Source organism: Gordonia desulfuricans NBRC 100010 (assembly GCF_001485495.1).
GTDB lineage: Bacteria > Actinomycetota > Actinomycetes > Mycobacteriales > Mycobacteriaceae > Gordonia > Gordonia desulfuricans.
Genome location: NZ_BCNF01000008.1, coordinates 19,052 through 34,999 on the forward strand (window position 1 = coordinate 19,052; position 15,948 = coordinate 34,999).

General features: G+C 69.0%; 11 protein-coding genes. 2 read left to right on the forward strand and 9 right to left on the reverse strand.

The genetic code is table 11. The features are described 5' to 3' along the window. Positions 1-359: 359 nt before the first annotated feature. The 9 genes from GD1_RS01425 to GD1_RS01465 all read right to left on the reverse strand — a co-directional run bounded on the left by GD1_RS01425 (position 360) and on the right by GD1_RS01465 (position 12,313). Positions 360-2,576, reverse strand: coding sequence for an AfsR/SARP family transcriptional regulator (locus GD1_RS01425; RefSeq protein ID WP_059035170.1), 2,217 nt, complete (start codon positions 2,574-2,576; stop codon positions 360-362). 380 nt (positions 2,577-2,956) lie between these two features. Continuing rightward, positions 2,957-3,847: a mycofactocin oligosaccharide methyltransferase MftM gene (gene mftM, locus GD1_RS01430; RefSeq protein ID WP_083533779.1), complete on the reverse strand. Its 891-nt coding sequence runs from the start codon at positions 3,845-3,847 to the stop codon at positions 2,957-2,959. After that, positions 3,844-4,845 carry an acrylyl-CoA reductase family protein gene (locus GD1_RS01435; protein WP_059035173.1) on the reverse strand — a complete coding sequence of 334 codons (1,002 nt, stop codon included), beginning with the start codon at positions 4,843-4,845 and terminating at the stop codon, positions 3,844-3,846. Before GD1_RS01435 ends, mftM begins: the two co-directional genes overlap by 4 nt. Before the next feature lie 74 nt (positions 4,846-4,919). After that, positions 4,920-6,872, reverse strand: a complete 1,953-nt coding sequence (locus GD1_RS01440; protein ID WP_059035175.1) for an AMP-binding protein — start codon at positions 6,870-6,872, stop codon at positions 4,920-4,922. Then, a complete protein-coding gene (locus tag GD1_RS01445; RefSeq protein ID WP_059035177.1) occupies positions 6,865-7,641 on the reverse strand; it encodes an enoyl-CoA hydratase-related protein in 777 nt (258 codons plus the stop codon). Before GD1_RS01445 ends, GD1_RS01440 begins: the two co-directional genes overlap by 8 nt. Continuing rightward, a complete protein-coding gene (locus GD1_RS01450) occupies positions 7,628-8,599 on the reverse strand; it encodes a LysR family transcriptional regulator (protein WP_059035179.1) in 972 nt (323 codons plus the stop codon). The genes GD1_RS01445 and GD1_RS01450 overlap by 14 nt, the downstream gene beginning before the upstream one ends. Beyond that, complete coding sequence (locus GD1_RS01455) at positions 8,599-9,498, reverse strand: DUF7973 family transport facilitator (RefSeq protein ID WP_059035181.1); 900 nt, start codon at positions 9,496-9,498, stop codon at positions 8,599-8,601. Before GD1_RS01455 ends, GD1_RS01450 begins: the two co-directional genes overlap by 1 nt. A gap of 112 nt (positions 9,499-9,610) precedes the next feature. Then, positions 9,611-10,723 (reverse strand): NDMA-dependent alcohol dehydrogenase, encoded by a 1,113-nt coding sequence (locus GD1_RS01460; protein ID WP_020792962.1) that lies wholly within the window; start codon positions 10,721-10,723, stop codon positions 9,611-9,613. A 135-nt stretch (positions 10,724-10,858) separates the two neighbouring features. Next, on the reverse strand, positions 10,859-12,313 hold the full coding sequence (locus tag GD1_RS01465) for an aldehyde dehydrogenase family protein (RefSeq protein WP_059035183.1): 1,455 nt from the start codon (positions 12,311-12,313) through the stop codon (positions 10,859-10,861). Between the two features lie 301 nt (positions 12,314-12,614). Here GD1_RS01465 and GD1_RS01470 point away from each other — a divergent pair, with 301 nt between their 5' ends. Both GD1_RS01470 and GD1_RS01475 read left to right on the forward strand, forming a co-directional pair. Further along, complete coding sequence (locus GD1_RS01470) at positions 12,615-14,267, forward strand: helix-turn-helix domain-containing protein (RefSeq protein ID WP_059035268.1); 1,653 nt, start codon at positions 12,615-12,617, stop codon at positions 14,265-14,267. Between the two features lie 228 nt (positions 14,268-14,495). After that, positions 14,496-15,653 (forward strand): iron-containing alcohol dehydrogenase, encoded by a 1,158-nt coding sequence (locus GD1_RS01475; protein ID WP_059035185.1) that lies wholly within the window; start codon positions 14,496-14,498, stop codon positions 15,651-15,653. The last annotated feature ends 295 nt before the right edge of the window (positions 15,654-15,948 follow it).

Genomic DNA, 15,948 nt, shown 5'->3' on the forward strand with positions numbered 1-15,948 from the left:
TCTCGCCGGCCGCAGACAGATGGTTTCCACGCTGCTCGACCGTGTCGCAGATCTGGATGCCGCCGCAGTCCAGATAGGCGCGGAACGCCTGATCGTTCCAGCGCAGACCCATCCTGGAGTCGCCCTCGAAGGGCGCCGCGATGCCCAGCATCACGGCGGCGAGATGGGTGGCGAGCGGGTCGCCGCGTTCGGTGCCGAGCGCGAGCGCGGTGTGCGCGTGGTCGAGTGCCGACGCGAACTGCCCGGCGATCACCGCACACAATGCCTGTGCAGCGAAGACCGTTGCCGCGATGTCGTCGTCGCGGCCCGCGATGGTCGCGGCCGCCTGCTCGGCAAAATCGGTTGCGACAGCGTGGTTGTCACCGGTCCACGCCGCCAGCGACGCCAGGGCGAGGCGGACGGCATGCGTGTTCGGGTCCCGGTCGCCGGGAACGATGAGCGCCTCGAGTTCCTCGGGGGTGCGACGTCAGGTGCCGGTGCGCGTCGTCGGTGAGTTGACTGAAGGCGAGTGCCGAGCCCAGGGCCAGTTCGACCATGGCCGCAGTGCGCGGACCGCATGCCCCGCCGGCGACGGCGGCCGACGCCATCCGCAGGACCCGGATTCCGTCGGCCAGCCGTTGCCGGAAATACCAGTACGCGCCGAGCCGTTCGAGGAGGTCGATGTGCGAATCGAGCAGGGCGGGGTCGGTCACGATCGATTCCAGGAACGCCATGACGGTGCTGTGGTCGTCGTCGACGCGGGCGAGGTCGCGTGCCGAGTGCGCCGTCACGGCCATCGGAGTCGCGGTCAGCAACTCGATGATCGCGGCGTCGCGCGCGGCCAGTCCGGCCTCGGCGCGACCCGGGTGGCCGGCGTGCGCGTGATCGGCAACGGTCCTCAAGATGGTGAAACGCTTAGGGCGGTACCGGTTTCCCCGAATCGGCCACAACAGCGAACGACGGGTGAACTCCTCGAGGTCGTCGGCGATCGACGGACCGCAGACCGCGCGGGCGATGGCCGGGGTGAACGGATTGCGCAGCGCGGTGAGTCGCAGGAAACGATCGAACAGTTCGTCATCCATCGCCGCGACGGCCAGCTCGAATGCCCGTGTCACGGGTTCGGGCACCTCGGTGCCGAGCTGATCGGCCACCTCCGCGAGTGCGTAGGTGGCGCAGCGAGCGGCGGCCAGCTCCACTCCCAGCGGCAGGCCACCCATGGCGCGACAGATGCGGTCGAGGTCGGCGCGGTCGTCCGGACTGACGTCGAATTGTCCGGTCGCGCTGCGGATTCGATCGACGAGCAGCCGTTGCGCAGGTGGCAGCGCGTCGGCCGGCCCCTCGATCGACAGGGGATGCAGACTCATCACCTGTTCGCCGTCGACCCCACTCGGCGCGCCGACGGCCAGTACCGTCACCGCAGCACACCTCTCCAGGATGGTGTCGATAGCGTTGTGGTCCTCGGGATTTGGTTGATCCGACACGTCGTATCGGCACTCCTCGTTCTCGACGGCCGATACGACGTGTCGGCCGTCGAGAACGAGGAGTGCCGACATGGTCGACAGATGACTGCACACCTGGTCGATGGCGGTGGTCGTATCGGCCGACGGCTGAATCCGCATTGTCTCCAGGATCGTCGTGGCGAGGTCGGTGCCGTCGCGGCGCACGATGTACCACACTACGTCGTCGACGAAATCCGCTGCGCGCCGTGCGGCCTCGATGGCCAGGCGGGTCTTGCCGACGCCGGGGATGCCGACGATGGCGACGGCGCGCACCGCAGTGAGGAGCCGGATGACCTCGTCGAGTTCGCTGTCGCGGCCCACGAACGACGTGTGCTGCGACGGCAGCCGGACGCGACGTACCGCACGGCTGTGCTCGTGGAGAACAACTCGTTGTGCGGCAAGGACTTCAGCACCCGGGTCAACACCGAGTTTGGTGGCGAGAAGTTCCCGGATGTCACGATAGGCGGTGAGCGCCTCGGCCCGCTGGCCACCAGCCGCCAGCGCCGAGATCTTGACCGACCATGCATGTTCGTCGAGCGGATCGCGGGCGATCAGTGCCTGCGCCTCGTCGAGGGCACGGTCGACGTCACCACGAGCGAGGAGGAGGTCGGCGCGACGGGTCAGCAGCGCGGCGCGGACGGCATGCAATCGGCGTCGTGCCTGATCGAGGGTCGGGGTGGACGACGCGGTGGTGAACGGTTCGCCACGCCACCGGCTCAGCACGTCCTCGAGGTCGTCGACGGTGTGTGTCCGGGACCGGTCGAGCACCGCAGAAGCAGCGGATTCGAATTCGGTCGAGTCGACCGTCACCGCGGTGAGGTCGAGGCGGTATCCGGCCCGGTCGGTGGTGATGACCGATGCCTCACCCTGCGGCGACAGCACCTTGCGTAGTCGCCAGATCTGCGATTCCAGGGCGCGTTGGGTCCGCTCCGGCGCATCCGGTCCCCACACCTCGGTGATGAGCGCGGCGGCCGGCACCGGATGCCCGGCGTGCGCACACAACAGCGCGAGGATCGTGCGAGGCTTCGCGCCGCCGGGGTCACAACGGTCGGTGCCTCGCTCGACGACGATCTCACCGAGATCGCGGATCACCAGCACCGGTGCCTCGATGAGCCGGGGTGTCCCATATGTCGATCTTACGTGGGGTCCGACACATCGACCGCCTGATGTGGATCCCCCTGGGCGGGACGGAGAAGCGCGTGACGCCCACGGCATCCCGATGTGCCGGCGGTGCGTACACGCGGCCTTCTCCGCGGTCGCGGCCGTGCCGATAGAGGATTTCGGGCCCACCGTACGTCGACACGAGGGCGGCGAGCGTGAGGCCGGCAATGCAGTGGACGCCGGCTCGACGATGTGATCACACGGTGACCACCGCCATCGCGAAAACCGGTATCCGCAGCGAGAGTTCGACCCCGGCGGCTCCGCCCGCGTGAGACGGGCGGAGCCGGATGCCGAGCGGGTGCGTGCGCCCGTGTCGGCTACGGATGCGTACCCATCATCCGAGGACGCAACACCAGCCAGCCGCCGTGGTCGACGAACACCCTCGCTCCCCCATGCCGGACCCGACCGGCCCATGAACGCAGGTCATCGGCGGTGAGTGCCTGCACGTGCCCGAAGTGCTCGCTGGGCTGCTCCTCGAACGGCACCGCCACGATCACCCGGCGTCGGGCCACGCGTAACGCCTCCTCGATCGCCGTCAGCGCCTGGTCGGCCGTCAGATGCTCCAGGAGGTGGACCAGGGTGACGGTGTCGACCGAGTCGTCGGCATACCCGAGGTCGGTGGCATCTCCGAGGTCGGCCCGCACATGCACCCTGCGTCGAGCCGCGGCCCGGCGGAGCATGGCCACCGCACCCGGATCCACGTCGCACGCCGAGACCTCCTTGCCCTCGTGCGCCAGTTGGAGGGCAAGGAACCCGAAGCAGCTGCCCACCTCGAGCACCGAGCGTCCCTCGATCAGGGCACGCGCCCGGCGGTGGATCGGCGCGAACGCCGAGCCGCCGTCCTCGAGGGAGCGAAGGGTGTTGTCGTAGAACGCACTCCAGGCTCGATCGACCGTCACGGCGCAGGTTTCGACGATCCGCACCGCGACCGTCTCGAAATCGTCCCGCCCGCTCAGCACACCGATGTCGATCAGCGACGTCAACGCACCCACGAGTACGTCGTCGCAGATGTCGGCGGTGGTGAACCGGTGCACCAGCTCCACCCCGTCGTCCTGGCCGACATGCCAGGCCAGCGGACCGGTTCCGCCGAGTCGTTCACCGGGCCGGGCCGCTCGCACCCGGATCCGTCGACGCGCCGGGGTCTGCCCGGTGGCCCCGACCGGCCGCTCGACACCGACCGGCCGCTCGGCACCGATCGACACCGTCATGACCAGCCTTCGCCCAGGTCGATCACCGCACGTCCGGTGAACTCGCCGCGGCGCAACGCATCGACGACGGTGGGGATCTCGCCGACCGGGAGGTCGACACCGATCTGATCCAGCTTCCGGGGCCGCAGGTCGTCCTCGATCCGCTTCCACAACGCGCGTCGGGCCTCGATCGGCATCTGCACGGAATCGATCCCGAGCAGTCCCACCCCGCGCAGGATGAACGGCATGACGGTGGTCGCCAGGCCGCTGCCGCCGGTCAGACCGCTGGCGGTCACCACCCCGCCGTACCGGGTGGTGCTCAGGATGTCGGCCAGCGCGGCGCCGCCGACACAGTCGACGGCACCCGCCCAGCGGGCGCGCCCCAGGGCACGCGGCCTGGCATCGGGGTCGAGCGGCAGCCGGCCGATCACCTCGGCGGCACCGAGGCCGTGCAGACGGTCGGTCGCGGCCGGTTTGCCCGACGAGGCCACCACCTCGAATCCCTTGGCCGCCAGCAGATCGATGGCCGCCGAGCCGACACCGCCGGTGGCACCGGTCACGATGATCGGCCCCGACTCGGGGGTCACCCCCCAGTCGAGGATCGCCGCGACGCTCATCGCCGCGGTGAACCCCGCGGTGCCGATGGTGGCCGCCTCGCGCGGGGTGAGGCCCTCGAGGGCGACGGTCCAGTCGGCCGGCACCACCGCTTCCTGGGCGTACCCGCCGTCGCGGGCGGTGCCGATCTCGTAGCCGTGGGCGATCACCTCGGCGCCGACCGCGAAATCCGGTGACGCAGATTCGATCACGGTCCCCGCGACGTCGATACCGGGCACGATCGGATAGTCGCGGACCACGCCGCCGCCGGGGGTGAAGGCCAGTGCGTCCTTGAAGTTGACGCTCGAATGGGTCACCCAGATGCGCAGCTCGCCGGCGCCGAGCGCAACTCGTTCACGCTCGATCACCTCGGGCCGGATCTCGTCGTCGTGACGGACGGCGGTGAGTGAACGGTAGGTGGTCATGCGGTACTTGCTCCTTGGGTCGGTTGCGTTCAGGACGGGTGTGGTCAGGACCGGTGCGGTCAGGACGGGTGTGTTCAGGACGGGGATCGCGTCGGCGAGTCCGCGGCCAGCCTGATGGTCAGGTCGGTGACGACCGCGGGGTTCTCGATGGTCGGGGGCACATCGGGATCGTCACCGTCGAGGATCTGGCGCAGACAGCGGCGCACGATCTTGCCCGAGCGGGTCTTGGGCAATGCCGGGACCACGCTCACGCCACCGAGCGCGGCGATCGGCCCGACCCGTCGGCGCACGAGATCGCCGACCTCCGTGGCCAGCTCGGCCACACGCTCGGCGTAGGCGACCTCGGGCACGACGATCGCATAGGGCCGTTGACCTTTGAGTTCGTCGCGTGCCCCGACGACGGCGCATTCGGAGACCCCGGGATGCTCGGCGATGGCCGTCTCGATCTGTCCCGACGACATCCGGTGGCCGGCGACGTTCATCACGTCGTCGGTGCGGCCGAGGATGTAGACATAGCCGTCGTCATCGACGTGACCGCCGTCGCCGGAACAGTAGTAACCGGGATGCTCGGTCAGGTACGAGCGTGCCAATCGATCCTCGTCACCCCAGACGCTGGTCAGTGTTCCGGGCGGCAACGGCAACCGCAGACAGACATCTCCCTCCTGTCCCGGCGCGACGGGTTTCCCGTCGTGACCGAGGATCGCCACGGTGAATCCCGGGACCGGCTTCGTCGAGGAGCCTGGCCGCGGCGGGAAATACGTCAGGCCGAGGAAGTTCGAGATGACCGGCCAGCCCGTCTCGGTCTGCCACCAGTTGTTCACCACGGGAGCGGGCTGGACGTCGCACAGCCATTGCTGGGTGTCCGGGTCGAGACGCTCACCGGCCAGGAAGATCCCGCGCAACGAGCTCAGGTCGTACCCGGCGAGCAGCTCCGCCCGCGGATCCTCGCGGCGGATGGCCCGCATCGCGGTGGGCGCGGTGAGCAGCACGCTCACCCGGTGCCGTTCGACGACGTCCCAGAACGCCCCCGCATCAGGGGTTCCCACGGGTTTGCCCTCGAACAGCACGGCGGTCGCGCCGGCGAGCAGCGGCCCGTAGACGATGAACGAGTGCCCCACCACCCAGCCGATGTCGCTGGCCGCGAAGACCACGTCGCCGGCGCCGATGCCGTACACATGCGGCATGCACCACGACATCGCCACCGCATGTCCGCCGTTGTCACGGACGATGCCCTTCGGGGCACCGGTGGTCCCGGAGGTGTAGAGGATGTAGAGCGGATCGGTGGCCGGCACCGGTACGCAGTCGGCGGGCTCGGCATCGGCGAGCAGCTCGGCCCATCGGTGTTCGGGCCACCCGACCGTGCGACCGGCCGGTTCGCAGACCTCGGGACGGTCGACGACGACCACATGCCGGGGCCGCCAGTCCGCTTCTGCCAGAGCGGCATCGAGCAGCGGAAGGTAGGGCACCGTCCGGCCGGGTTCGAGTCCCCCGGTGGCGGTCACGACCACCGACGGCTGCGCGTCGTCGATCCGCGCGGCGAGCTCGGCCGCGCCGAAGCCGCCGAACACCACCGCATGCACCGCACCCAGGCGGGCGCAGGCGAGCATGCTCACCACCGCCTCCGGGATCATCGGCAGATAGATCAGCACGCGATCCCCGCGTCCCACACCGAGATCGCGTAACGCGCCTGCGGCCCGGCGCACCTGGTCGAGGAGTTCCCGGTAGCTGTAGGCGTGCTCCCGACCGGTCGTCGCCGACACGTACAGCAGTGCGGCCTGCTCCCCCAGTCCCGCACCCACATGCCGGTCGAGGGCATTGTGGGCGGTGTTCAGGGTGGCCCCGGGAAACCAGTCCACCAGACCGTTGCCGGTGTCGGCGTGGGCCGACCGCGGCGGGTCGATCCACGTGACGGCACGCGCGGCGTCGAGCCAGAACCGGCCCGGATCGGCCTCGGCGGCGGCCGCGGCGGCCGCATGGGTGTCGGTCGGGGCCTGCGCGGGCCCCGGTGTCTGCGTGCGCTCAGCCATCGGTGAACCTCGCCGGCCGCTTGTCCAGGAATGCGGTCATACCCTCGGTCTGGTCGTCGAAGGCGAACAGCGAATGGAACCACCGTCGTTCGAAGAGCAGCCCCTCGGACAGGGTCGTCTGGTCGGCCCGCAGGACGCACTCCTTGGCCGCACGGGCCGCGCGTCCGGAGAAGCCGGCGATCTGCCGGGCCACCACGAGCGCCTCCTCGAGCACGTCGTCGTCGGGGACGACGCGGCTGACCAGACCGATGCGGAGTGCCTCGGCGGCATCCACCCGGCGGCCGGTCAGGATCAGGTCCATCGCCTGGGCCTTGCCGACCAGTCGCGTGAGCCGTTGCGTGCCACCGATACCCGGGATGATTCCCAGACCGATCTCCGGCTGGCCGAAGGACGCGCCCGCACCGGCGATCAGGATGTCGCACATCATCGCGATCTCGCATCCGCCGCCGAGCGCGAACCCGTTGACCGCACCGATGGTGGGGATACGCAGGTCGGCCAGTTCTTCCCACGCCGCAAGATGATTCGAGTCCGTCATGTCGCCGAAGGTGCGGTCGCGCATCTCGGCGATGTCGGCGCCGGCGGCAAAGGCGCGGCCGGCACCGGTGAGGACCAGTACCCGGGCACCGCTGTCGGTGACCTGACGCAGCGCTGCGGAGAACTCGGTCATCATCGTCGTGTTCAGGGCGTTGAGTGCGGCCGGCCGGTTCAGGGTCAGCTGGGCCACGCCGTCGTCGTCGACGGTCAGGGTGAGGGTGTCAGAGGAGGACATCGGTTCTCGGGCTTCCTTGGGTTGTCGGGGCGGGGTTACAGACGGTTGTGGGTTCGAGGTGACCGGCGAGCCGGCTCGTCAACGCATCGACGACGGCCCTGATGTGTGGGGCGCGCCGCACGGCCGACGGCACCACCACCCAGTACCGGCCGCCCACGTCCACCTCGGCTGGCAGTACCGGGACCAGGCCGTCGTGGAAGGCGGTGGCATAGGCGGGCAGCAGACCGACGCCGTGACCGGCGAGCACTGCCTGGATCTGCGCGCCCACACTGTTGGACTGCACCGAGGCACACACCCCGGGAATCAGGTCGTCGAGCACCCGTAGCGGGGCGATGTCGAGGCATTCGTCGAGGTAGTAGACCACCGGGTGATCGCGCAGGTCGTCGACGGATGTGATCGGGGCGTGATCGGCGAGGTAGTCGGCCGAGGCGAACAGCGCCAGCGAGTAGGTGCACAGCCGGGTGGCGACGACGGCCCGTGACGGTGGGGGTTCCAGCGACACCGCGATGTCGTACTCGCCGGCACGCAGGTCCACATGTCGCGTGGAGGTCAGCAACTCGATACGCAGGGACCGGTGCCGGGCGAGGGCCGGGGCGAGGGCCCGCGGCGCCAGGTAGGTGCCGAATGCGTCCGGGGTGAGCAGCCGGACCGGACCGCGGATGCTGTCCTCGTCGTCCCGGGCGACGGCGCGTTCGGCCTCGTCGAGATCGTGTTGGATTCGCTCCCCGATCCGTCGGAGCCGGCGTCCGGTCTCGGTGAGCTGCCAACCGCTCATGGACCGGTCGAACAGCCGCCGGCCGACCCGTTTCTCCATGCGGGCCACATGTCTGCTGACCGTGGAGTGGTCGACGCCCAGCCGCGACGCCGCACCGGTGACGGTGCCGCTGCGGGCCACCGCCAGCAGGATCAGCAGGTCGTCGGCGCTCACCGTGGCGTGCAGCGGCCGGTCGGGGCTCATCAGCCGGCCCCGAGCTGGACCAGCGCCAGCAGCGGCGCCATGATCGCAATCGCCACCGCCGGCGGATCCAGATGCATCCGGCAGCGTTCCAGCACCAGCCGGGCCCAGCCCTCGGCGACGACCGCCGACACCAGCCCCGCCACGACCGCGGCCACCAGAATCCAGATCGCATGGTCGGTGTGGGCGGCGATGATCCCGGCGGCCAGACCGGCGGGCAGGGTGATGTGGTGGGTCACCGGCACCGCCTTGCCGAACACCAGGGCCAGCAGGGTCACCGCCGACATGCCGTAGAGGAACAGTGGCGCCATCGCCCGTGCATCCGCCGGGAACGCCAGGTACACCGATCCGGCGACCGCACCGCCCATCAGCCCGATGGTGATCACGGCGGTGGCATCGTGCTGCCACGGAACCCACGGCATGCGTTCGGAGTTCGGCGTCCGCGCCCAGAGCGCGGCGGCCACCAGCGCGGTGAGGACGACGCTGATCGCGAGCGCGTCGATCACCTGGACCTCGGCGCCGACGGCGGTGTGCACCTTCGGGATCTCGGCGAGCGCACGCGCCAGGATCTGGCCGAGGACACCGAATGCCGCGCCCACCGCGAGGATGGACATGCGGTTGTAGGAGATCAGCGGCTGGGCGATGTCGCGGCCGGAGTCGTGGGCACGGATGTAGGCGGCATACGCCGCGGCGGCCGCACCGCCGGCGAACAGCACATGCGGGCCGAACACCGGCCCGAAGGCCAGGCCCCCCACCAGCGGGGTGTCGGGGCCGACGGTGGCCAACCCGGTGGCGACCACGACGATCACCCCCATCAGGGAGAACGCGGCGAGCGCACCCAGCGCCGCCCCCAGTGCGCCACCACCGGCGGCGCCGACCAACTCGCTCACGGTGAGCGTCATGGAAAGTCCTTTGCGTCGTATTCGGTTGGGAAAGAATGGGATACGCGGCGACGACAAGTCCCGGAACCACCGGGTTGTCGCCGCCGCGCAGTAGATGTCGAGCGGGGGTGGATCAGTGCTGGTGCTTGATCACACCGCGAATGTTCTTGCCGGCCAACAGGTCGTCGTATCCCTCGTTGACCTGTTCGAGGCTGTATTCCCTGGTGATCAGCTCGTCGAGCTTGAGCTTGCCGTCGGCATACATCCGGACCAGGTTGGGAATGTCATAGGTCGGATTGCAGTCGCCGAACAGCGAGCCCTTGATGGTCTTGCGGAAGTAGCTCATCTCGGTGCTCGGCAGTTTGACGGTGATCTCGTCGATCCGGTTCAGCGCGGTCAGCACCATGATCCCGCCGCGGCCGATCATCGAGAAGCCGTCACTGACCTGCTCGGCGGTGATCAGGTCGGTGGTGATGATCGCCGAGTCGGCCCCCTGCCCGTTGGTGAGGTCGTCGATCGCGGCCTTGGCCTCGGCGGCATTGTCGAACGCCAGAGTCGCGCCGAGCTCGATCGCCTTGTCCCGCTTGTTCTGCAGCGGATCGATCACGATGATGTGCTCGGCGCCGGCGTGCTTGGCGCCCTGCACCGCGTTGATGCCGATGCCGCCGATACCGAAGATGACCACCATGTCACCGGGCTTGGTGTCGGCGGCATACACCGCCGATCCCCATCCGGTGGGCACACCACAGCCGACCAGGACCGCCTTGTCGAGCGGGATGTCGTCGTCGACCACCACGACGGAGTACTCGTTGATCACGTTGTACTGGCTGAAGGTGCCCAGCGTGCACATCGCGCCGTACTGCCCGCGCGGTCCGCTGATCGGCCATCGCGGGCCCGCCAGGTGCCCTTCGAGCATCGCGGCGTTCATGTCGCACACCGACTGGCGGCCGGTGGCACAGTACTTGCAGCGCCCACATGTGGGCGTGAACGAACAGATGACGTGATCGCCGGGCTTGACGCGCGTCACGCCCGGGCCGACCTCCTGGATGATGCCCGCACCCTCGTGGCCGAGGACCATCGGCAGTCGCGCGATGGTGTCGCCGATGGAGATGTGGACGTCGGAATGGCACAGCCCGCCGTAGAGGTACTGGATGAGAACCTCGTTGGGACCGGGCTTGTCGAGGGTGAGTTCCTCGATCTCGATCGGCTTGCCCGGTTCGACGACGACTGCTGCTTGGGTCTTCATTGCGGTTTCCTCCGGTGTTCTCGATTCCGCCGGACGGCGGATATCGGGGGTGAATGAGATGGTTCGAACGATGAACTCTGCTGCGCCACCGGTCATTTCACCGACACGTGCGCTGTCGGTGACCGGCCGGCCACATCAGGTGTGCTTGAGGTTGACCACGTGGACGTCGGTGAACTCCTCGACGCCGGTGCGGCCGAACTCCGCGCCCAGCCCCGACTGCTTGATCCCGCCGAACGGGACGTCGGGGGTCAGCTGGAAGTGGTGGTTGATCCAGGTGGTGCCGGCCTCGAGGCGGCCGGCCACGTCCATCGCGTTCTCGATGTCGGTGCCCCACACCGATGCACCGAGCCCGTACGGGGTCGCGTTGGCGCGGGCGATCGCGTCGTCGAGGTCGTCGTAGCGCAGCACCGAGCGGATCGGGGCGAAGGTCTCCTCGGCGACCAGCGGGCTGCTCTCGTCGATGTCGCAGACCAGCGTCGGGGCGATGTAGTAGCCCGGACGGTCGAGCGCATCACCACCGGCGACGATCCGGCCGTCCCGGCGGGCCACGGTCAGGTGCTCGCGCGCCTTGTCGTACTGGACCTTGTTCTGCACCGGTCCCACCTGGGTCTGTTCGTCCAACCCGTGTCCGACGGTCAGCGCCGCGATCCGCCGGGACAGCGCCTCGACCATGGCCTCGTGCATCGACGACGGGACGTAGATCCGCTTGATCGACACGCAGACCTGGCCCGCATTCGAATAGGCCCAGGTGCACAGTCCTTCTGCGGTCTTCTCGACGTCGGCGTCGGCGAGCACCACGGCCGCGTCGTTGCCGCCGAGTTCCAGCGTCAGACGCTTGAGGGTGGGCGCACAGGCCGCCATCACGTGACGTCCGGTGACCGTGGACCCGGTGAACGAGACCTTGTCGACGCCCGGATGTGCGGTGAGTCGGCGCCCCAGATCGCCGCCGTCACCGACGATGTTGAACACCCCGGCCGGGATCACGTCGCGGATCAGCTCACCGAAGTACAGGGTCGCCAGCGGCGTGGTGGGCGACGGCTTGAGCACCATGGTGTTGCCGACGACCAGTGCCGGTGCGAGCTTGTAGAGGGCCTGGAAGAGCGGGAAGTTCCACGGCGTGATCGCACCCACCACACCGACCGGCCGGCGGCGCAGTTCGACGCGGTTGGCGTCGTCGTCGCGCAGCACCTCGGTCTCCAGGCGGTAGTCGGCGAAGTACCGGGTGAAGTCGATCGACCAGCTCACGTCGTCGCGTGCCTGGGTGATCGGCTTGCCCTGTTCCAGGGTGGTGAGCTGGGCGAGTTCCTCGTGGTGCGCGGCGAGGACGTCGGCCACCGCGTGCAGCACCCTGCCGCGCTCGCCGACGTCGAGTGCCGACCAGGCCGGCAGGGCGCGGCGGGCCGCGGCGACGGCGAGGTCGAGCTGCTCGGACGAGGCGGCGGGAGCCTCGGCGATCTGTTCGGCGGTACCGGGATCCACCACCGCGACCCGGGTCGCGCCGTCGACCAGCCGGCCCTCGATCAACTGGCCGAACCGCTTGGTCGCCGGGTCGAATCCCAACCGGGGAGTCGGGGTGAGAAGTGAGGTCATCGAGTTCCTCTCGAAGCGAGTGCCGACGGCACTGGGAAAGGTCGGGTGTGATGTCGAGCCGCGGGCTCCGATCGACTGCGTTGCGGGCCGGGGGGATCGACGGATTTCAGTCTTGCGATCTGCGTCACAGCTATCTGTTCGAGATCTGGACACCCGCCGATCGGGGGCGAACGTCGCGCCGCGTCGGCTACGGTGGTTCGCACCGCGGGTGGCTTCGAGCACATTCGGGGAGGTTCGTGCGACGCATCTCGCGTCCGTCGAGAGATCGCCCGCGGCAAGTGATGACGAGAGGTCCGTGACGATGATCGACAACTTCACAGCGACGGTCGCGATGATGTCCGCGAGCCGGTCGAGCCGTGTCCTGCAGGCCTCCTGGACTCGCTCCCGGCAAGCGGGTCTGGACCCGTCCAAACCGATGGATCCACCCACCGCAGGCGGGGTGGACACCGAGAGCCGCCTCTTCCGTGCGGCCGCACCGGTCCTGGATCGGGTGCGCGACGAGATCGACGGCGAGCGGTACTCGGTGATGCTCGTCGGCGCGCAGGCCGAGATGCTGACCACCGTCAACGGATGTCGGCCGATCGACACGGTGGTGGAGCGCATCGGTGCCACCCCGGGTGCGGTGTGGCGGGAGGACACCACCGGCACCAATGCCCTGGCCACCCCGTTCGAGACCCGCAAACCGCTGTTCGTCCGCGGCCGCGACCACTACGTGGAGGGTCTGCACGACTACAGCTGTTACGGGCGGCCGATCTTCGATCCGGTCACCAAACGCCTTCTGGGCGTGCTCGACATCATGAGCGATGCCGGCGCCGAGTCGGCGTTGATGCGACCGTTCGTCGACTCGGCGATCATCGAGATCGAACGCAACATCCGTCAGAGCGTCGGCAACCGCACCCGCTCGGTGATCCGGGCCTTCGAGGAGGCGGCCCGGCATCCGGCCGCGATCGTGGTGGCGATCTCGCGTTCGGTGGTGTTGCAGAGCTCGGCCGCCGCGCGGCTGCTGTCGTCCACCGATGTCGCGTTGTTGCAGCAGCTCGCCGACAACCTGCGGACGTCGACGACCGTCGAGGTCACGCTGGGCAGCGGACATCCGGCACGGGTGGAGCTGGGGCCGGTGGAGAACTCCGACGGTGTGCTCGCGCGGGTGCACACCCGGCAACGGCCGATGGTCCCCCGCACCGCCGAACGTTTGCGCAGCTGGAGCCGGGTGCGGCAGTGGATCGAGGACTTTCCCGGCGGCTCGGGGTCGGGGGTGATCGTCGGCGAATCCGGCAGTGGCCGCACCACCGCGCTCGCCGACGCCGCCGGCGAGCTCACGCGCTGCGCGATCGACGGCCGCACCCTGGACGAGGACGAGGCCGAACGCAGGCTACGGGCCTTCGCCGAGCAGCCCGGCGATCAGCTCCTCACCATCGACGATCTCGACCGGCTGCCGACGGGCCCGCTGGGCATCGTCGAGGAGATCCTGGTCTCGGGGCGTCACCGCGTCCTGGCCGGCACCGGGATTCCCGATCCCGAGGATGCCTGCGCCACCCGGCTCCTGCACCTGTTCGAGAATCGGCTGGACCTGCCGGCGCTGCGCGATCAACGCTCGGAACTGCTCGCCACCCTGGACGAGCTGGCCGGACCGGGCGTGCGATATCGCTTCACCCCGCAGGCCACACGGGTACTCGAATCGTATTCGTGGCCGGGCAATCACCGGGAGTTGGCGTCGGTGTTGCGCGCACTGTCGCGGTCTCGCGGCACGGTGATCGACGTGGCCGATCTGCCCATCGAGCTGCGGATGAAGTCGACGGTCAAGACGCTGACACCGTGGCAGCAGGCCAGCTGCGATGCGATCATGCGGGCGATGGAGATCTCCCACGGCAACAAGGCTCACGCCGCGGACTATCTGGGCATCAGTCGCAGCACGCTGTACCACCACATCAAGGAGTACGGGATCATCGTCTAGCGCCGGGCCCGCGGTCGGCTGGTCGGCCCCACCGTCGCCCACCTCCTGCCACCCGCTGCCGAACCCGCTATGCCCTGCACCGCCGGCCGTGCAGCCGTGCACACGACTGTGTGCATCTGGGCATTGCCGGACACCGGACGGTGACGCAGAGTCGATACCGACCCACCTTCCGAACCGGATGACCGAACAGGGATATCCGGCAACGACATCCGAACAAAGGCCCACCAGATGTCCACTCTCATCGCCCTGCCCCGAATCCTGCGGATCGGCGCCGACGCCCTCGCCGACCTCCCCGCCGTCCTCGCCGACATGGGGTGTCGACGCCCGCTGATCGTCACCGACGACTACCTCGTCTCCACCGGTGCGGTCACCCGGATCGGTGAGGGACTCCGCGCGGCCGGGATCGAGTTCGCGGTGTTCGGTGACGTGGTCCCCGATCCCACCACCGATTCGCTGAAGCCGGCCGCAGACCTGGTCCGGACCGAGGGGTGCGACGCCGTGATCGGCTTCGGCGGGGGAAGTTCCATGGACACGGCCAAGGCGGTGGCCCTGCTGGCGACCACCGACCGCCCGATGCGCGAGTTCAAGGCGCCCACGCTCACCGACGAGCCGCTGCTGCCGATCATCGCCATCCCGACCACCGCGGGCAGCGGTTCGGAGGCGACGCGTTTCACCGTCATCACCGATTCGGAGACCGGCGAGAAGATGCTGTGCCCGGGTATAGCGTTCCTGCCCACCGCGGCCATCGTCGACCACACGTTGACCTCGTCCATGCCACCGCGGCTGACCGCCGACACCGGTATCGACGCCCTGACCCACGCGGTGGAGGCCTACGTCAGCCGCAAGGCCAATCCGTTCAGCGATTCCTTTGCGCTCACCGCGATCTCGACGATCGGCCGGTACCTGCGGCGCGCCTTCGCCGACGGCGCGGACGACCAGGCCCGAGAGCACATGATGCTCGCGGCCACCCAGGCCGGTATCGCATTCTCCAATTCCAGTGTGGCACTGGTGCATGGCATGAGCCGACCGCTCGGCGCGCATTTCCACATCAGTCACGGCATGTCCAATGCCATGCTCTTCCCGGCGGTCACCGAGTTCTCTGTCGGCGCGGCCACCGCCCGGTACGCCGATTGCGCCCGCGCCTACGGTGTGGCCGACGACGCTCATTCCGACGAGGCCGCCGCAGCGCTGTTCGTCGCGGAGCTTCGTCAGCTCAACCACGACCTCGAGGTGCCCGCGCCGCACGACCTGTCGATCGACCCCGACCAGTGGGCAGGACTCCTGCCGACGATGGCCGAACAGGCCCTCGCCTCGGGCTCGCCGCAGAACAATCCCGTGGTACCCACCGCCGACGAGATCGCCGCGATCTACCGCAGCATCTTCTGAGGTCGGCGCCTCGCCACCGGCCGACGGGAACTCCCCTCGGCCTGCGGGGGCGTCGAATCCCGTGGTCACGTCGCCGAATTCGGGTGCGGAGGCCTCGACACGCCTCGTCGCTACGCTCCTCATCGGCTCGACCAGCATAAACAGCTGCAGCACAACACTTCTCATCGCACACACGGTTTGATGGTCGAGACCTCCGCAACCCACCCACAGACCAAACCCCGTGCTCACGTCGCCGAATCCGGGTGCGAAGGCCTCGATCACCAAGCCCAGAACTTGATGGTCGAGCCGGGACCGA

Coding starts and splice junctions, on each gene's coding strand:
- mftM (WP_083533779.1), bottom strand. CDS start 3,847: ATGACGGTGTCGATCGGTGCCGAGCGGCCGGTCGGTGTCGAGCGGCCG.
- GD1_RS01435 (WP_059035173.1), bottom strand. CDS start 4,845: ATGACCACCTACCGTTCACTCACCGCCGTCCGTCACGACGACGAGATC.
- GD1_RS01440 (WP_059035175.1), bottom strand. CDS start 6,872: ATGGCTGAGCGCACGCAGACACCGGGGCCCGCGCAGGCCCCGACCGAC.
- GD1_RS01445 (WP_059035177.1), bottom strand. CDS start 7,641: ATGTCCTCCTCTGACACCCTCACCCTGACCGTCGACGACGACGGCGTG.
- GD1_RS01450 (WP_059035179.1), bottom strand. CDS start 8,599: ATGAGCCCCGACCGGCCGCTGCACGCCACGGTGAGCGCCGACGACCTG.
- GD1_RS01455 (WP_059035181.1), bottom strand. CDS start 9,498: ATGACGCTCACCGTGAGCGAGTTGGTCGGCGCCGCCGGTGGTGGCGCA.
- GD1_RS01460 (WP_020792962.1), bottom strand. CDS start 10,723: ATGAAGACCCAAGCAGCAGTCGTCGTCGAACCGGGCAAGCCGATCGAG.
- GD1_RS01465 (WP_059035183.1), bottom strand. CDS start 12,313: ATGACCTCACTTCTCACCCCGACTCCCCGGTTGGGATTCGACCCGGCG.
- GD1_RS01470 (WP_059035268.1), top strand. CDS start 12,615: ATGATCGACAACTTCACAGCGACGGTCGCGATGATGTCCGCGAGCCGG.
- GD1_RS01475 (WP_059035185.1), top strand. CDS start 14,496: ATGTCCACTCTCATCGCCCTGCCCCGAATCCTGCGGATCGGCGCCGAC.